At 68.1% G+C, this 14,895-nt stretch carries 19 protein-coding genes; 6 read left to right on the forward strand and 13 right to left on the reverse strand.

Annotated features, from left to right (window positions below; translation table 11 throughout):
- Positions 1 to 17: 17 nt before the first annotated feature.
- The 7 genes from hpf to AC06FA_RS17085 all read right to left on the reverse strand — a co-directional run bounded on the left by hpf (position 18) and on the right by AC06FA_RS17085 (position 5,386).
- Positions 18 to 335, reverse strand: coding sequence for a ribosome hibernation-promoting factor, HPF/YfiA family (gene hpf, locus AC06FA_RS17055; protein WP_312708768.1), 318 nt, complete (start codon positions 333 to 335; stop codon positions 18 to 20).
- A 58-nt stretch (positions 336 to 393) separates the two neighbouring features.
- Complete coding sequence (locus AC06FA_RS17060; RefSeq protein ID WP_478069324.1) at positions 394 to 1,824, reverse strand: RNA polymerase factor sigma-54; 1,431 nt, start codon at positions 1,822 to 1,824, stop codon at positions 394 to 396.
- Between the two features lie 39 nt (positions 1,825 to 1,863).
- Positions 1,864 to 2,583 (reverse strand): LPS export ABC transporter ATP-binding protein, encoded by a 720-nt coding sequence (gene lptB / locus AC06FA_RS17065; protein ID WP_108748804.1) that lies wholly within the window; start codon positions 2,581 to 2,583, stop codon positions 1,864 to 1,866.
- Positions 2,583 to 3,107, reverse strand: a complete 525-nt coding sequence (gene lptA / locus AC06FA_RS17070) for a lipopolysaccharide transport periplasmic protein LptA (RefSeq protein WP_478069325.1) — start codon at positions 3,105 to 3,107, stop codon at positions 2,583 to 2,585. Before lptA ends, lptB begins: the two co-directional genes overlap by 1 nt.
- A gap of 105 nt (positions 3,108 to 3,212) precedes the next feature.
- Positions 3,213 to 3,788, reverse strand: a complete 576-nt coding sequence (gene lptC / locus AC06FA_RS17075; protein ID WP_312708764.1) for an LPS export ABC transporter periplasmic protein LptC — start codon at positions 3,786 to 3,788, stop codon at positions 3,213 to 3,215.
- On the reverse strand, positions 3,785 to 4,333 hold the full coding sequence (locus tag AC06FA_RS17080) for a KdsC family phosphatase (protein WP_108752380.1): 549 nt from the start codon (positions 4,331 to 4,333) through the stop codon (positions 3,785 to 3,787). The genes lptC and AC06FA_RS17080 overlap by 4 nt, the downstream gene beginning before the upstream one ends.
- 51 nt (positions 4,334 to 4,384) lie before the next feature.
- Entirely contained in the window at positions 4,385 to 5,386 is a 1,002-nt protein-coding gene (locus tag AC06FA_RS17085) for a KpsF/GutQ family sugar-phosphate isomerase (protein ID WP_478069326.1), read from the reverse strand.
- Between the two features lie 54 nt (positions 5,387 to 5,440).
- Between AC06FA_RS17085 and AC06FA_RS17090 the strand changes: the two genes are divergently transcribed.
- Genes AC06FA_RS17090 through AC06FA_RS17100 form a run of 3 tightly spaced genes read left to right on the forward strand, consistent with a single transcriptional unit; the run spans position 5,441 to position 7,281 of the window.
- Complete coding sequence (locus AC06FA_RS17090) at positions 5,441 to 5,671, forward strand: BolA family protein (RefSeq protein WP_108748809.1); 231 nt, start codon at positions 5,441 to 5,443, stop codon at positions 5,669 to 5,671.
- Positions 5,672 to 5,692: 21 nt separating this feature from the next.
- Positions 5,693 to 6,967: a UDP-N-acetylglucosamine 1-carboxyvinyltransferase gene (gene murA, locus AC06FA_RS17095; protein WP_312708761.1), complete on the forward strand. Its 1,275-nt coding sequence runs from the start codon at positions 5,693 to 5,695 to the stop codon at positions 6,965 to 6,967.
- A complete protein-coding gene (locus AC06FA_RS17100) occupies positions 6,964 to 7,281 on the forward strand; it encodes an EF-hand domain-containing protein (protein ID WP_312708760.1) in 318 nt (105 codons plus the stop codon). The genes murA and AC06FA_RS17100 overlap by 4 nt, the downstream gene beginning before the upstream one ends.
- Before the next feature lie 143 nt (positions 7,282 to 7,424).
- Here the strand turns inward: AC06FA_RS17100 and AC06FA_RS17105 are convergent, their stop codons facing one another.
- The 6 genes from AC06FA_RS17105 to purM form a co-directional block, all read right to left on the reverse strand.
- Entirely contained in the window at positions 7,425 to 8,108 is a 684-nt protein-coding gene (locus AC06FA_RS17105) for a DUF3108 domain-containing protein (RefSeq protein WP_478069327.1), read from the reverse strand.
- 2 nt (positions 8,109 to 8,110) lie between these two features.
- A complete protein-coding gene (locus tag AC06FA_RS17110; protein WP_478069328.1) occupies positions 8,111 to 8,914 on the reverse strand; it encodes a DUF3108 domain-containing protein in 804 nt (267 codons plus the stop codon).
- Between the two features lie 67 nt (positions 8,915 to 8,981).
- Positions 8,982 to 9,635, reverse strand: a complete 654-nt coding sequence (gene purN / locus AC06FA_RS17115) for a phosphoribosylglycinamide formyltransferase (RefSeq protein WP_478069329.1) — start codon at positions 9,633 to 9,635, stop codon at positions 8,982 to 8,984.
- On the reverse strand, positions 9,632 to 10,069 hold the full coding sequence (locus tag AC06FA_RS17120; RefSeq protein WP_478069330.1) for a hypothetical protein: 438 nt from the start codon (positions 10,067 to 10,069) through the stop codon (positions 9,632 to 9,634). The genes purN and AC06FA_RS17120 overlap by 4 nt, the downstream gene beginning before the upstream one ends.
- 7 nt (positions 10,070 to 10,076) lie before the next feature.
- Complete coding sequence (locus tag AC06FA_RS17125; protein WP_478069331.1) at positions 10,077 to 10,571, reverse strand: hypothetical protein; 495 nt, start codon at positions 10,569 to 10,571, stop codon at positions 10,077 to 10,079.
- Between the two features lie 20 nt (positions 10,572 to 10,591).
- Positions 10,592 to 11,650, reverse strand: coding sequence for a phosphoribosylformylglycinamidine cyclo-ligase (purM, locus tag AC06FA_RS17130; RefSeq protein WP_478069332.1), 1,059 nt, complete (start codon positions 11,648 to 11,650; stop codon positions 10,592 to 10,594).
- 112 nt (positions 11,651 to 11,762) lie between these two features.
- Between purM and AC06FA_RS17135 the strand changes: the two genes are divergently transcribed.
- From AC06FA_RS17135 to hda, 3 genes are read left to right on the forward strand one after another with little or no spacing between them, the layout of a single operon-like run.
- On the forward strand, positions 11,763 to 12,890 hold the full coding sequence (locus AC06FA_RS17135) for a DUF2066 domain-containing protein (protein ID WP_478069333.1): 1,128 nt from the start codon (positions 11,763 to 11,765) through the stop codon (positions 12,888 to 12,890).
- Positions 12,887 to 14,059, forward strand: a complete 1,173-nt coding sequence (locus AC06FA_RS17140; RefSeq protein ID WP_478069334.1) for an AI-2E family transporter — start codon at positions 12,887 to 12,889, stop codon at positions 14,057 to 14,059. Before AC06FA_RS17135 ends, AC06FA_RS17140 begins: the two co-directional genes overlap by 4 nt.
- Positions 14,059 to 14,766 (forward strand): DnaA regulatory inactivator Hda, encoded by a 708-nt coding sequence (hda, locus tag AC06FA_RS17145; RefSeq protein ID WP_108751488.1) that lies wholly within the window; start codon positions 14,059 to 14,061, stop codon positions 14,764 to 14,766. The genes AC06FA_RS17140 and hda overlap by 1 nt, the downstream gene beginning before the upstream one ends.
- The last annotated feature ends 129 nt before the right edge of the window (positions 14,767 to 14,895 follow it).

Here is a 14,895-nt window from a genome sequence, read left to right on the forward strand (position 1 = left end):
GCGGGCAACGGTGGCGATCAGCCGCCATTGTCGCCCACCGGCAGCGGTGCGTGCTGCTGTTTTTTCTCCTTGTGCTTGATCACCAGGCGGTCAAGCTTGTCCGCCAGCAGGTCGATCGCGGCGTACATGGTCTGGCCGCTGGCCTCGGCATGCAGGGTCTGGCCGGGAATGTTGAGGCTGGCGTCGACGTGGTGTTCGGTCTTCTGCAGCTTGAGGGTTACCCGCGCTTCGCAGTGCTGGTCGAAGTGCTTGCCGATCCGGGCCAGCTTGTCCTCCACATAGGACTGCAGGGCCGGGGTGACTTCGACATCTTTGCCAAACGTTTCGATGCGCATCGGGTTTCTCCTGTGTTCGGATGTGCCAATGAACCTCTCCGCCGGGCGCGGCGGCGCGTCAAGCGATTCTGACCCTTTCGTGCGAGGCGGAGATGTTCATGGCCTCACGATACTTCGCTACGGTGCGGCGCGCTACCGGAATTCCCGACGTCTTCAACAGGTCAGCCAGCTTGGCGTCAGAAAGCGGCTTGCGTGGATTCTCGTCATCGATCAGGCGACGGATCATTGCCTGGATGGCGGTGCTGGACGCCTCGCCACCGCCGTCGGTGTCGATGCCCGAAGCGAAGAACGCACGCAGGGGCAGGGTGCCGCGTGGCGTGCGCACGTGCTTGCGGGCGATCGCGCGCGACACCGTGGATTCGTGCAGGCCCAGTTCGCCGGCGATCTCGCGCAGGGTCAGGGGGCGCAGCGCCTGTTCGCCGAACTCGAGGAAACCCGCCTGTTGCTGGATCAGGCAGCGCACCACGCGCAGCAGGGTTTCGCCGCGTGCCTGCAGGCCCTTCAACAGCCAGCGCGCTTCCTGCAGCTGGCTGCGCAGGTAGCCGGCATCGGCATCGCCGCAGCGGCGGATCATCTGTTCGTAGCCGCGATGGATCATCACCTTGGGACCGGCGTGGGCGGCCAGCGCGGCGCGCCAGACGCCGCCCTGCCGCCACACCACCACGTCGGGCACCACGTAGGTGTCCTGCGAAAGCGGGGCGATCTGTGTGCCCGGGCGCGGGTCCAGCGAGCGCAGCAGGGCCACCGCGGTTTCGACCTCGACCAGCGGCTGCTTCAGTTCCTGGGCGATGCCGGCCACGCCGCTGCGCGGCAGCCGTTCCAGCGGCCCGGCGGCGATCTGTCGGGCCAGTGCCTGGCCGGGCGTGTCGGCCGGCAGCACGGCCAGCTGCAGCTGCAGGCATTCGCCCAGCGTGCGTGCGGCCACGCCCACCGGATCGAAGCGCTGGATCTGGTGCAGCACGGTCAGGATTTCGTCTTCGTCGGCGTGGATGGCCGGCAGCAGTGTTTCGGCGATGGTGTCCAGCGATTCACGCAGGTAGCCGTCGTCCTCCAACGCATCGATCAGGGCCGCGCCGATGCTGCGGTCGCGCACCGACAGGTGCGACAGATGCAGCTGCCACAGCAGGTGGTCGGCCAGGGTCTCGGTTTCGGCCACGCGTTCGGCCGCGCTGCCGGTGTCTTCGTCGTCATCGAAGCTGCCGCTGCTGCCGCCGCTGCTCCAGTCCAGTTCGGCCGGAGCCCAGTCATCGCCGTTGCCATCGCTGGCGTCAGCGGCAGGCGGCGCTTCGTTGTCGGCGCCGCCGTCGTGCTCGCTGCCTGCGGCCGCATCATCGCCCTCGGCCCAGTCCAGCAATGGGTTGCTTTCCACGGCCTGGGCGATTTCCAGTTCCAGCTCGGTACTGGACATCTGCAGCAGCTTGATCGCCTGCTGCAGCTGCGGTGTCAGCACCAGGTGCTGTCCCAACGATGTCTGCAGCCGAGTCTTCATGCCTGTGCCGAACGGAGGGGAGTGGGCCCGGCGGCCGCCTTACAGCTTGAAGGAATCTCCAAGGTAGACGCGACGCACGTCTGCGTTGTCCAGGATCGCCTCGGGCGAGCCCTGGGCCAGCACGGTGCCCTCTGCGAGGATATACGCGCGGTCGCAGATTCCCAAGGTTTCGCGCACATTGTGGTCGGTGATGAGCACGCCAATGCCACGCTGCTTCAGGTGGGTGACGATGCGCTGGATTTCACCGACCGAGATCGGGTCGACGCCGGCGAACGGTTCGTCGAGCAGGATCAGGCGCGGCTTGGCGGCCAGCGCACGGGCGATCTCGCAGCGGCGGCGCTCGCCACCGGACAGGCTGGCGCCCAGCTGTTCGGAAACGTGGCCCAGCTGCAGCTCGTCCAGCAGGCTGTTCAGCTCGCGCTCGCGGCCGGCCGAATCCAGGTCGTCGCGCAGTTCCAGCACCAGGCGCAGGTTGTCGGCCACGGTCAGCTTGCGGAACACCGACGGTTCCTGCGGCAGGTAGCCCACGCCCTGCTTGGCGCGGGTGTACATGGGGTCGTCGGTGATGTCCTGGCCGTCCAGCACGATGCTGCCGGCATCGGCGGCGACCAGGCCCACGATCATGTAGAAGCAGGTGGTCTTGCCGGCGCCGTTGGGGCCGAGCAGGCCCACCACTTCACCGGCGTCCAGGGTCAAGCCGAAATCCTTGACCACTTCGCGCTGCTTGTAGCGCTTGCGCAGGCCCTTGGCGACGAGCATTACTTCTTGCTCCCGGCCGGCTGGGCCGGCGCGGCCGGCGTCTTGTTCTTGGGCGGAATGACCGTGCGCACACGGCTGCCGTCGCCACCGGAATTCATCTCGCCGCTCTTCATGTTGTAGACCATGCGCTGGCCGGCATTGGTGCCGCGCGCGCTGGTGACCTTGTAGTTGCCGGTCAGGGTGACGGTATCGCTCTTGACGTCGTAGTCGATGTTGTCGGCCACGGCATCCACCCAGGTGCCATCGTCCAGCTGCTGCTTCATCTTGGCCTGCTTGCCGGTGAACACGGCGCGTACCGCTTCGCCGTCCTTCATGTAGATCTCGGCCTGGGACGAGCGCAGGTCCAGCGTGCCCTGGGTGATCACCACGCCCTGCGACAGGGTGGTCTTGCCGTCGCCGGTCAGCGAACCGGACTGCGCACCGGCATCGATGTGCATGTCTTCGTTGCGGTCGCTGGATTTGGCGAAGGCGGCGCTGGGGACAAGAAGACCAAGCGCGAGCACGGCTGCAAAGGGAATCTTCATCGGGGTCCGTTCTACCGGTGGGAGGCGCCTGGATGAAACCGGGCGGCCGGGTGGGTGCTGCTGGCCCTGCGCCTGTCGGGTAGACGTCGCGGGCCGGCGGCGGAATCAGCGCTTGGGCGTGTAACGGCCCTTGGACTGGCTGAGGAAATGATACGTGTTGTTCTTCGAATCCACTTCAAACCCGACGCCGGACTGCTCCATGCCCGGGCGGGTCATGGTCACCCGCGCGTCGGTGCGGGCGCGGTTCTCTTTCGGGAACACGTCCAGGTGGTCGGTGCGGAAGGTGGTGGGCACCACGCCGGGGGCGACCGGGCTGTCGCCGGCCACGTCGCCGCGCAGCTTCATCTCATCGCCCTTGGCGCTGAGCCAGCCGGTCTTCGCACGCAGCGTCCAGTGCCGGCCTTCGGCATCGGGCATTTCAAACAGCGGGGTGGCGATGTTGATGGTCTGGTCACCGCGCTGGCGTTCCAGCAGGGGCGCACGCAGGGTGGTCGATTCCTTGCCCTGGTCATCCAGTGCCACGATCTGGAAATCGTGCAGGATGTAATCCACGCCGGCGTCCTGGCCTTCGCTGACCGGGCCCTTGTCGCGGTTGCGCAGGGCCGCCCAGCTGCTCAGCAGGGCCGCCAGCAGCAAGCCGGCACCCAGTACGGTGCGCCAGTTCACGCGCGCGGTGTTCATGCGCCGAACCTTGCCAGCACGGCGTCCACGTGGCCCTGTGCGGCCAGCAGCACATCGCACAGCTCGCGCGCGGCGCCACGGCCGCCCTCGCTGCGGGTCTGCCAGTGGGCGCGTTCGGCGATCCACGGATGCGCGTTGGCCGGCGCCACGGCCAGGCCGACCGCGCCGATCGGGGCCAGGTCCGGCAGGTCGTCGCCCATGAAGGCGACCTGGTCCAGGCCGATGCCATGCTGGGCGCACAGCGCCTGCACGCTGGCCAGCTTGTCGCCTACCGCGATCTGGGTGTCGATGCCCAGGTCGGCGCCGCGCTTGAGCGCGGACTGGCTGTTGCGCGCAGTGATGAGCACGGGGTGGATACCGTGCTGCTGCAGCAGTTTCAGGCCCAGACCATCCTGCACGAAGTACGCCTTGCTCTCGTTGCCGTCCTTGTCGTAGTACAGCCGACCGTCGGTGAGGGTACCGTCCACGTCGAAGCAGGCCAGGCGGATGCGGGCCGCGGTGGCAAGCAGATGGGCAGGAAAGGCGGGCAGGGGGGACCAGGGCATCAGGGTGTCGGACTCGGTGTTGGTATCTGAATGGGGTCTGCGGACTATTGGTTAAACCACCCGGGCCCGCAACAGGTCATGAATGTTCAGCGCGCCGACGGCCCGGCCCTGTGCATCGACCACGATCAGGCCGTTGATCTTGTGGGTTTCCATCAACCGGGCCGCTTCCACGGCCAGCTGGTCGGCACCGATGGTGCGCGGGCTGCGGGTCATGATGTCGGCGATGCGGGCGGTGCGCACGTCCAGCGCGCTGTCCAGCGCACGGCGCAGGTCACCGTCGGTGAACAGACCGATCAGCACGCCCTGGGCATCGACCACGGCGGTCATCCCCAGCCGCTTGCGACTCATCTCCATCAAGGCCTCGCTCAGGCTGGCGCCGGCGTCCACCTTCGGCAGGTCCTCGCCGCTGTGCATCACATCGGTGATGTGCAGCAGCAGGCGGCGGCCCAGGCTGCCGGCCGGGTGCGAGCGGGCGAAGTCATCGGCGGTGAAGCCACGCGCGTCCAGCAGCGCCACGGCCAGTGCATCGCCCATCACCAGCGAAGCGGTGGTGCTGGAGGTGGGGGCCAGGGCCAGCGGACAGGCTTCGGCCGGCACGCTCACATCCAGGTGGATATCGGCGGCGCTGGCCAGGCTGGACTGGGCGCGGCCGGTCATGGCGATCAGGGTGTTGCCCTGGCGCTTGAGCACCGGCAGCAGCATCAGGATCTCGTCCGACTCGCCTGAATAGGACAGGGCCAGCACCACATCGTCCTCGGTGATCATGCCCAGGTCGCCGTGGCCGGCTTCACCGGGGTGCACGTAGAAGGCCGGGGTGCCGGTCGAGGCCAGGGTGGCGGCGATCTTGCGGGCGATATGCCCGGACTTGCCCATGCCGGTGGCCACCACCCGCCCGCGGCTGCCCAGGATGGCCTGGCAGGCCTGCTGGAAGGCCTCGCCCAGGCGCCCGGCCACGGCCTGCAGGGCCTGCTGTTCGATCTCGAACACGCGCTGGCCGCTGGCCACCAGGGCGGCGGGATCGACGGAACGGGGGGGCAGGAGGGACTCGGCCATGCGGACGCCACGCAGCGGAAGTAGAATGAGGGTTCATTTTATTAGGAAAGCCCGTTGGACGCCGACACCATCCGCAACCTGATCGAAACCGGCCTGCCCGGCGCCCGCGCCGACGTGCGTGGCGACGACGGCGTGCACTTCGAAGCGACCGTGGTCAGCGAGGCCTTTGCCGGCAAGATGCCGCTGGCCCGCCACCGGATGGTCTACGCCACCCTGGGCGACCTGATGGGCGGCGCGATCCACGCGCTGGCACTGAAAACCGTGACCCCGGCCGAAGCCGGCTGAACCACAGAAGATTCCCAATACATGGCCAAGATCGTTGTGACCGGCGGCGCTGCGCTGCACGGTGAAGTGAGCATCTCCGGCGCCAAGAACGCCGTCCTCCCCATCCTCTGTGCAACCCTGCTGGCCGATGAGCCGGTGGAGATCACCAACGTGCCGCACCTGCACGATGTGGTCACCACGGTGAAGCTGCTGGGCGAGCTGGGGGCCAAGGTCACCATCGACCAGGGCACGCTGTCGCGCGGCAGCGCGATCGTGGTCGACCCGCGTTCGGTGAACCAGCACGTGGCACCGTACGAGCTGGTCAAGACCATGCGCGCCTCGATCCTGGTGCTGGGCCCGCTGCTGGCCCGCTTCGGCGCTGCCGAAGTGTCGCTGCCCGGTGGCTGCGCGATCGGTTCGCGCCCGGTGGACCAGCACATCAAGGGCCTGCAGGCGCTGGGTGCGGACATCGTGGTGGAGAACGGCTTCATCAAGGCCACCGCCAAGCGCCTGAAGGGGGGCCACTTCACCTTCGACATGGTCAGCGTCACCGGCACCGAGAACGTGCTGATGGCGGCCGTGCTGGCTGAAGGCACCACCATCCTGGACAACGCGGCGATGGAACCGGAAGTGACCGATCTGGCGCACTGCCTGATCGCCCTGGGCGCGAAGATCGAAGGCGTGGGCACCGCCCGCCTGGTGATCGAAGGCGTCGAGCGCCTGTCCGGTGGCCGCCACGAAGTGCTGCCCGACCGCATCGAAACCGGCACCTTCCTGGTGGCCGCAGCGATGACCGGCGGCAAGGTCACGGTGAACCGTGCGCGCCCGAACACCATGGATGCGGTGCTGTCCAAGCTGGTGGAAGCCGGTGCGACGATCGAGACCACCGACGATTCGATCACCCTGGACATGCAGGGCAAGCGGCCGAAGGCGGTGAACCTGACCACCGCGCCGTACCCGGCGTTCCCGACCGACATGCAGGCCCAGTTCATGGCATTGAACTGCGTGGCCGACGGCGTGGGCGTGATCAATGAAACGATCTTCGAGAACCGTTTCATGCACGTCAACGAACTGCTGCGCCTGGGCGCGGACATCCAGATCGAAGGCCACACCGCCATCGTGCGCGGTGCCGAGCGCCTGAGCGGTGCACCGGTGATGGCCACCGACCTGCGTGCGTCGGCCTCGCTGATCCTGGCCGGTCTGATGGCCGATGGCGATACCACCATCGACCGCATCTACCACCTGGACCGCGGCTACGAGAACATCGAAGAGAAGCTGTCTTCGCTGGGCGCCACCATCCGGCGCGTGACCGCATGATCCTGCGCGGGAAATTCACCCGCCGCCGCAAGGCGCTGCTGGCCCTGGTGCTGCTGGCGCTGGCGTGGCTGGGTTATGCCTGGTACGCCAACCTGGCCATCACCAAGGGCATCGAGCAGAAGGACATGGACTGGAATGGTGACGGCACGGTGAGCCGTGACGAGATCATCCAGTCGTTCTACGCGGTGGCGGTGAATGACAGCCAGGACGGCAACCGGCACTGCCGCACGTTCGTCTGGCGCAGCAGCGGTGAGCAGATCCGCGTGGACTGCCGCACCGAGTTCAAGCCGGCTGCGGCCGAGGAAAAGAAATAAGAAAACGCCCGCGAAAGCGGGCGTTTTTCTGTGTGGGACCCGGGGTCGGATCCCTTTCCATCGGAAAGGGCTCCGACCCCATCCACGCAACCGGGGTCAGAGCCCTTCCCGTTGGGAAGGGATCCGACCCCAGGCCCTGGCGGTCAGTTCATCGCCTTGATGGTCAGGTCCAGCGCGTCGCGGCCGCTTTCCTTCTGCAGCATGCGCGCCGGCACCGGGAATTCCGGCACGATCCAGGCGATCAGTTCCTTGTTGCCATCCACGCGCGAGACCTTGGTGGCCTGGTAGCTCTTGCCGCCCACGGTCACCGCTTCCTTGCCCACGATCTTGTAGGTCATGTTCTTGATGCGGCCCTCGTCCACCATGCGGTAGGTCAGCGGCTTGCCGGCGGCCAGGTCGCGGGCGATGGCCAGGTTGATCAGCAGCGCATCCATGTCACCGGCCTTCAGCGCGATGGGACCGGCGCGGTCGGGCTTGATATCGCCGGTCCAGGTGGCCTGGTTGCTGCTCCAGTTGTAGTTGGCCTGCACGTTGCGCTTCTTCACCAGCAGCGCCGAACGGTCCTGGCTGCTGAGCGGGCGCAGCTGGCCGCGCACTTCCTCGAATACCGTGCTCTGGCTCAGGTCGGCCAGCTGGTTCTTCACGTTCAGGCTGTAGCGCCACTTGTTGGCACCTTCGTTGGCCAGGGTCATGGTGCCGTTGGCCTGCATGCCCATGTAACTGGCCAGGTAGTCCGCCTTGAACGGCTGCAACGCCATGGCCGGCAGGCTGGCCACCGACAGGGCGGCGGCGGCGATCCAGGTCAGGGGACGGGTCAGGGTCTTCATGCTCATACTCCTTGGTATTCGATCAGGCGCAGGTCCACGCGGTCCTCGCCGTCTTCGCGTTGCAGGATGCGCACCGGCGTGGGGACACCGTTGGCAATCCAGAGAATGGTTTCGTTGCTGCCGCCGTTGGTGCGGAACACCCGCAGTGCGTTGTAGGACAGGTCGCCCACCGCCACGTTCTCGGTCTCGGCTGCGGCCTGGTAGTCATGCTGGCGCACCCGGCCCATGTCGACGTAGCGGTAGTGCATGGTGGCGCCCGGGCGGGCGTCGCGCATGATCGCCAGGTTGATCAGCAGGGCGCTCTGGTCACCGGCCTGCAGCGGAATGGGCTGGGCGCGGTCCTTCTTTACATCGCCGCTCCACTGCGCGGTACCGGCCTGCCAGTTGTAGGTGCCCACCGCCTTCTTGCCCAGGAACAGGCCCTTGCGCACCGTGCTCTGGCTCAGTGGGGCATAGGCGCCGGCGCGTTCCTCGAACACGGTGCTCTGTTCGATGTTCAGGCCCAGCACGCTGGCGAAGCCACGGCGGCCGACCACCTGCATGTCCACGCGCCACTGGGTGCCGCCGGTGTGGGTGACCTGCATGGTCGCATCACCGGCCTCCTTCCCTTTGTAGAAGGCCTGGTAGGTGGCGCTGAACGGTTGCAGCGGCGGCGGTTCCCAGGCCAGTGCCGGGGGCATCGGCACGGCCGGCGCGGCCGGCACGGCGGCAGGCGCATCGGGGGGCGTGGCCTGTCCCCAGGCCGCGCAGGCGAGCACAGCAATCGGCAGCAGCAGGAATTTGCGCAACAACGGCGTGGTCTTCATGGCGGGCAGGAACCGCAGGAGGGGGCAGGATGCCAGCCCCGCAGTCAGCAGGGCGTGTGCACGGGCGTTACCGGTTCAGGTTTCCGGCGGAATCTAGGGCCAGTGGGCTAAACAGGGGGTGACCGTCGAAGTGCGGCTGGCCCTCCCGTTCAGCCAGGCGCCCCTGGCAGAGCAGCTGCAGGGTCGCGATCAGCAGCGGGTGTTCCACCGCCAGCACCCGCGTGGCCAGGGCCTGCGCGTCATCGCCAGCCCGTATCGGCACCCGTGCCTGGGCCAGCACCGCGCCGGCATCCAGCTCGGGCACCACGAAGTGCACGCTGGCCCCGGCCTCGGCATCGCCGGCCTCCAGCGCGCGGGCGTGGGTGTGCAGGCCCTTGTACAGCGGCAGCAGGGACGGGTGGATGTTGACCAGGCGGCCACTGAAGCGCTGGACGAAATCGGCGCCGAGGATGCGCATGTAGCCGGCGCAGACGACCCAGTCCGGCGCGAAACCGGCCAGGGCGTCGCCGAGGGCGGCATCGAACGCGGCGCGGTCGGCGAAGTCCTTGGGCGAACGCGCCCAGCGCTGCGCGGGCGGCACGTTCAGCAGCGCGGCGGCGTCGGGCTTGTCCGACAGCACCGCCACCACCTGGGCATCCAGCCGGCCCGCGGCGATTGCATCGAGGATGGCCTGCAGGTTGCTGCCCCGGCCCGAGGCAAGTACGGCAATGCGCGCGGTCATGCGATGACGGCGCTACCGGGGGCGGCAAAACGCGCGGCCACATCGGGGCGCAGCAGCACCACCAGCGCGTACACACCCAGGCCGATGCCCAGCGCGCCGCCCAGGCAGGCCGCGCCGGAGGCAACCAGGCACAGGGTGCGCCGGTGCCGCTGGCCGAGGGCGCGCGCGGCGAGCAGGCTGAGGACGGCGAACGCGCCGATGACGACGGCGAAGCCGGCGAATATCACCGCCAGCAGCACCGGCGAGGCATTCGGGTCGGTGCTGCGGCTTTCGCTTACGTAGCCGCCCAGCGCGCCCAGCAGGAGCAGCAGGCTGAGCAGCACCTGCACGCCGCCGTAGACATAGAACAGGATCTTCAACGTGTGCAGGTGGCCATCGATCTGGAACACGGTCCAGCCACGCGGCGGATTCAACGGGGGCGGTTCGGCGGCCATGGCGGTCTCAGCGGCGGGCGGGGGCGTTGGCTTCGAAGGCGGCCTTGACCTGCGGCCGCAGCAGCACGATCAGGGTGAACACGCCCAGCACCGTGCCGAACGGGGTAAACAGGCAGGACACGCCGGCCACCACCAGGCACAGCAGGTAGCGGCGGCGGTGATGCAGGCAGCGCCCGGCCCAGGCAATCAAGGCCGCCAGCGCCAGCCCGAGCGAGACAATGCCGCCGCCCATGACGATGAACATCCATCCCATGAAGCGCGCTTCATGCGGGGAAGTGGGCTGGCCGTTGGAGGTCATCGGCAGGGTGCCGTTGAGCATCATCACGCCCATCACGATGTGGAAGACGAAGATCAGCGCGAACACCGCCGCCAGCCCCGCTACCACGTAGTGGAAGATCGACAGCAGGCGCAGGTGGTTGCTGTCTTCGGGGGTGAGTGCCGGCGCGGCGGGAACAGGCGCCGGCGGCGGCAGGTCGTGGGCGGAAGGGGGCAGTGCGTCCATGCGGGCTCCTTGGTGCCGGATCAGCCGATGCGGACGCGTTCAGCGCCGGCAGCGGGGGTGACCTGGCCGATGGTCCAGTGCTGCAGGCCCTGCGCCTGCACGGCTGCCGATACCGCCTCGACCTGGTCGGGGGCCACGATCAGCACGAAGCCGATGCCGCAGTTGAAGGTGCGCCACATTTCGCTGTCCACCACGGCGCCTTCCTTCTGCAGCCACTGGAACACCGGCGGCAGGGTCCAGGACGAGGCCTGGATGTCCAGGCCCAGGCCTTCGGGCACCACGCGGATGATGTTCTCGGTCAGGCCGCCACCGGTGATGTGGGCCATGCCGTGGATCGACTCGCCGTGCGACTTCAGCAGCGACAGGATCGGCTTCACATACAGGCGGGTCGGCGCCATCAGCGCATCGACCAGCTTCACGCCGTCTTCCAGCACCAGGTCGGCCGGCTGGCCGGCGCGGTCATAGATGCGGCGCACCAGCGAATAGCCGTTGGAGTGCGGGCCGGACGAGGCGATGCCGATCAGCACGTCGCCGGCGGCCACGCTCGCGCCATCCTTCAGTTCGCTCTTTTCCACCGCAGCCACGGTGAAACCGGCCAGGTCGTATTCGCCCGGGGCGTACATGTCGGGCATCTCAGCGGTCTCGCCGCCGATCAGGGCGCAGCCGGCCTCGGTGCAGCCATTGGCAATGCCGCCCACCACTGCCGCGGCGGTGTCGATGTCCAGCTTGCCGGTGGCGAAGTAATCCAGGAAGAACAGCGGTTCGGCGCCCTGCACCAGCACGTCGTTCACGCACATGGCCACCAGATCGATGCCGATCGTATCGTGGCGGTTCAGCTGGTGGGCCAGCTTCAGCTTGGTGCCCACGCCGTCGGTACCCGACACCAGCACCGGCTCACGGTACTTGTTGGACAGGTCGAACAGGGCGCCGAAGCCGCCCAGGCCGCCCATCACTTCCGGACGGAAGCTGCGCTTGACCAGGGGCTTGATCCGCTCGACCAGCTCGTTGCCGGCGTCGATGTCGACACCCGCATCACGGTAGGTGAGGGGGGAAGGGGCGGAAGACGGGGTGTTGGTCACGGGCGTCGGCGCTGGCAGGGGTTGAACGGGCGATTTTAACAGGCCGGATTGGCGCAAAGGCCGTATTCGGGCAACAATTCCCCCCGGATACGTCGAGCCAATGGATGTCCTGATGCGCCGCAGCCTGTTTCTCCCCCTGCTTCTGGCCCTGAGCCTGCCGGTGGCCACGATGGCCCAGAGCGGCCTGCGAACCGAAGGCGATGTCGCTACCGCCAGCGGTGCCTATGAAGCCGAAGTCCCGGTCAACAGCCAGGCCGAGGGCGACCGCAATGGCGGTCTGGCCCGTGCCCTGGGCGTGGTACTGGGCAAGCTGTCCGGCGACCGCAGCGCGATGAGCCGGCCGGGCGTGGCGCAGGCACTGCGCAACGCCAAGGACTATGTGGCCAGTTACGACTACAAGCAGGACCAGAGCGTCGGCGCCAGCGGCGCCCCCAGCTACCGCACCCTGTTGGTCGCGCGTTTCCGCGAAGACGATGTGGACGCGCTGGTGTCGGCCCTGGGCCTGCCGCTGTGGCCGCAGCCGCGGCCCAAGCCGGTGGTCTGGATGGCCGTGGACGATGGCAGTGGCCCGCGCCTGGTCAGCGTGCAGCAGGCCAATGCCGCACGCCCGCTGCTGAACCGCGCCATCGAGCGTGGCTACAAGCTGGGCCTGCCCAGCGGTGGCGCCGCCGAGCAGGCACTGGTGGGGGCCATCTGGCGCCAGGACAGTGCCGCCGTGGCCCGCGCTTCGGCGCGCTACGCCCCGCCCATGCAGTTGATCGGCAAGCTGTACCGCGCCAACGGCGGCTGGCAGGCCGATTGGGTGTTCGTGGACAACGGCCGCGAACTGAACAAGTGGACCAGCAAGGACGCCAACGCCATGCGCGCGATGGCCGCCGGTGCCGATGGCGCCGCCGACGCGCTGGTGAAGCGCTACGCCAAGGCGGGTGCGGCCACCGGCCAGGCCGGCAGCTACCGCGTGGTGGTGACCGGCATCAACAGCACCGACGACTACCTGCGCCTGGCCGCCGGCCTGCGCGAGGTGCCGGTGGTGCGCAACGTCACCCCGCTGCGCGCGACCGCCGACCACCTGGAACTGAACCTGGAAATGACCACCGGCCTGGCCGGCTTCAACCGCATGCTGGGCGAGAACGGCGTGCTGGTGCCTTCGGCCACGCTGCCGGCGCTGCCCACCCCGCTGGATGACAGCACCGGCGCGCCGGTCGCGCCGCCGGTCAGCAACGAGTACCGCCTGCGATGATCCTGAGCCCGGAGGCGGAAATCGCGCAGTTCCTGCGGCGGCTGAAGTATGTGGCCGTGGCCCTGCTGGTGGGTTGGGTGGTGTGGCTGCTGGCGCCCATCCTGACCCCGTTCGTGCTGGCCCTGGCGCTGGCCTGGCTGGGCGACCCGCTGGTGGACCGGCTGGAGGCCCGTGGCCTGTCGCGCAACACCGGCGTGGTGCTGGTGTTCGTGGCGATGGTCCTGCTGATCACCGGGCTGATGCTGGTGCTGGTGCCGATGATCGAGCGGCAGATCTCCACCCTGGTCGCGGCCATACCGCAGGCACAGGCGTGGCTGATGCAGAAGGGTATTCCGTGGTTCGAGCAGAAGACCGGCCTGGAAGTGATGCAGTGGATGGACCCGGACCGGCTGATCGAGTGGGTGCGCAGCCACTGGCAGCAGGCCGGCGGCTTCGCCACCACCTTCATGGGCTACGTCTCGCGCTCGGGCTTCACCGTGGTGACCTGGGTGGTGAACCTGGCGCTGCTGCCGATCCTGGCGTTCTACTTCCTGCGTGACTGGGACAAGCTGGTCGAGCGCGTTGCCTCGGTCATTCCGCGCAACCACATCGGCACCATCAGCAACCTGGCCCGCGAATCCAACGACGTGCTGGGCGCGTTCATCCGTGGCCAGTTCCTGGTGATGGTGGCACTGGGCGTGATCTACGCCGCCGGCCTGTCGCTGGTCGGGCTGAAGCTGGGCCTGCTGATCGGCCTGGTGGCGGGTCTGATCAGCTTCATTCCCTACCTGGGCGCGACCACCGGCATCGTGATGGCGGTGGTGGCCGCGCTGGTGCAGGCGCAGGGCATCGACCTGAAGCTGTTGCTGCTGGTGGGCGTGGTGTTCACCGTGGGCCAGCTGCTGGAAAGCTACGTGCTGACCCCGCGCATCGTCGGCGACAAGATCGGCCTGCACCCGGTGGCGGTGATCTTCGCGGTGATGGCCGGTGGCCAGCTGTTCGGCTTCCTGGGCATGCTGCTGGCACTGCCGGTGGCGGCGGTAAGCAACGTGCTGCTGCGCTATGCCCACCAGCGCTACCGCCAGAGCGAGCTGTACGCGGGCGAGAAGCCGTCCATCGTGCTTGATGGCGTGGTCGATGCGCCCCATATCATCGTCACCCCTTACGAGAACGGCCCGGACCCCAGGTGATTGGTGTGCCGCAACTTCCGCTGGCCCTGCATTACCCGCGGGACCAGCGTCTGGAAACCTTCATCGGCGCGCCGGATGGCGCGCTGGCGCAGCTGCGTGCGATAGCGCTGGGCGCCAGCCACGATTGGGTCTACCTGGAAGGCGCGGCCGGCACCGGCAAGACCCACCAGGCGCTGGCCATGTGTTCGACCGCCGAACAGGCGGGCCGGCTGCCGACCTACGTGCCGTTGGCCAGCGTGGCGGGCCGGGTGCGGGTGGCGCTGGAAGGGCTGGAACAGCGCGAGTTGATCGCGCTGGATGGGCTGGATGCGGTGGCCGGCGACCGCGAGGACGAGGTGGCGCTGTTCGATTTCCACAACCGTGCGCGCGCGGCCGGGGCGACGGTGCTGTACACCGCGCAGGCGGCACCGGGCGAGCTGGGGTTGTTGCTGCCGGACCTGCGTTCGCGCCTGGGCCAGTGCGTGCGCGTGCTGTTGCAGCCGCTGGACGAAGAGGGCCGCGCGGCGGTGTTGCGCGAGCGCGCGCTGCGGCGGGGGCTGGCGATTGACGAGGCGGCCATCGAGTGGCTGCTGTCGCACACCGGGCGCGAGCTGGGTGGGCTGATTACCCTGCTGGACTGGCTGGACCGCGAGTCGCTGGCGGCCAAGCGCCGGATCACAGTGCCGTTCCTGCGCCAGGTACTGGAAGAAGGCCGCCCGCGTTACTGAGGGTGGGGTTTTTTATTGCAGGGCTGCTGCCCTGCACCCGCGTAGAGTCGAGCCATGCTCGACTGAAGCAACGTCAAAGGCTGGCTTCCTGGGGGAGGCGGGGCGGTGTGGGCTTGCAGGACACGCCGT

It is taken from the genome of Stenotrophomonas sp. Steno-C17 (assembly GCF_056393165.1).

Excerpts from the sequence above, each read along its gene's own strand:
- hpf (WP_312708768.1), bottom strand. The coding sequence starts at position 335 with ATGCGCATCGAAACGTTTGGCAAAGATGTCGAAGTCACCCCGGCCCTG.
- AC06FA_RS17060 (WP_478069324.1), bottom strand. The coding sequence starts at position 1,824 with ATGAAGACTCGGCTGCAGACATCGTTGGGACAGCACCTGGTGCTGACA.
- lptB (WP_108748804.1), bottom strand. The coding sequence starts at position 2,583 with ATGCTCGTCGCCAAGGGCCTGCGCAAGCGCTACAAGCAGCGCGAAGTG.
- lptA (WP_478069325.1), bottom strand. The coding sequence starts at position 3,107 with ATGAAGATTCCCTTTGCAGCCGTGCTCGCGCTTGGTCTTCTTGTCCCC.
- lptC (WP_312708764.1), bottom strand. The coding sequence starts at position 3,788 with ATGAACACCGCGCGCGTGAACTGGCGCACCGTACTGGGTGCCGGCTTG.
- AC06FA_RS17080 (WP_108752380.1), bottom strand. The coding sequence starts at position 4,333 with ATGCCCTGGTCCCCCCTGCCCGCCTTTCCTGCCCATCTGCTTGCCACC.
- AC06FA_RS17085 (WP_478069326.1), bottom strand. The coding sequence starts at position 5,386 with ATGGCCGAGTCCCTCCTGCCCCCCCGTTCCGTCGATCCCGCCGCCCTG.
- murA (WP_312708761.1), top strand. The coding sequence starts at position 5,693 with ATGGCCAAGATCGTTGTGACCGGCGGCGCTGCGCTGCACGGTGAAGTG.
- AC06FA_RS17100 (WP_312708760.1), top strand. The coding sequence starts at position 6,964 with ATGATCCTGCGCGGGAAATTCACCCGCCGCCGCAAGGCGCTGCTGGCC.
- AC06FA_RS17105 (WP_478069327.1), bottom strand. The coding sequence starts at position 8,108 with ATGAAGACCCTGACCCGTCCCCTGACCTGGATCGCCGCCGCCGCCCTG.
- AC06FA_RS17110 (WP_478069328.1), bottom strand. The coding sequence starts at position 8,914 with ATGAAGACCACGCCGTTGTTGCGCAAATTCCTGCTGCTGCCGATTGCT.
- purN (WP_478069329.1), bottom strand. The coding sequence starts at position 9,635 with ATGACCGCGCGCATTGCCGTACTTGCCTCGGGCCGGGGCAGCAACCTG.
- AC06FA_RS17120 (WP_478069330.1), bottom strand. The coding sequence starts at position 10,069 with ATGGCCGCCGAACCGCCCCCGTTGAATCCGCCGCGTGGCTGGACCGTG.
- AC06FA_RS17125 (WP_478069331.1), bottom strand. The coding sequence starts at position 10,571 with ATGGACGCACTGCCCCCTTCCGCCCACGACCTGCCGCCGCCGGCGCCT.
- AC06FA_RS17135 (WP_478069333.1), top strand. The coding sequence starts at position 11,763 with ATGCGCCGCAGCCTGTTTCTCCCCCTGCTTCTGGCCCTGAGCCTGCCG.
- AC06FA_RS17140 (WP_478069334.1), top strand. The coding sequence starts at position 12,887 with ATGATCCTGAGCCCGGAGGCGGAAATCGCGCAGTTCCTGCGGCGGCTG.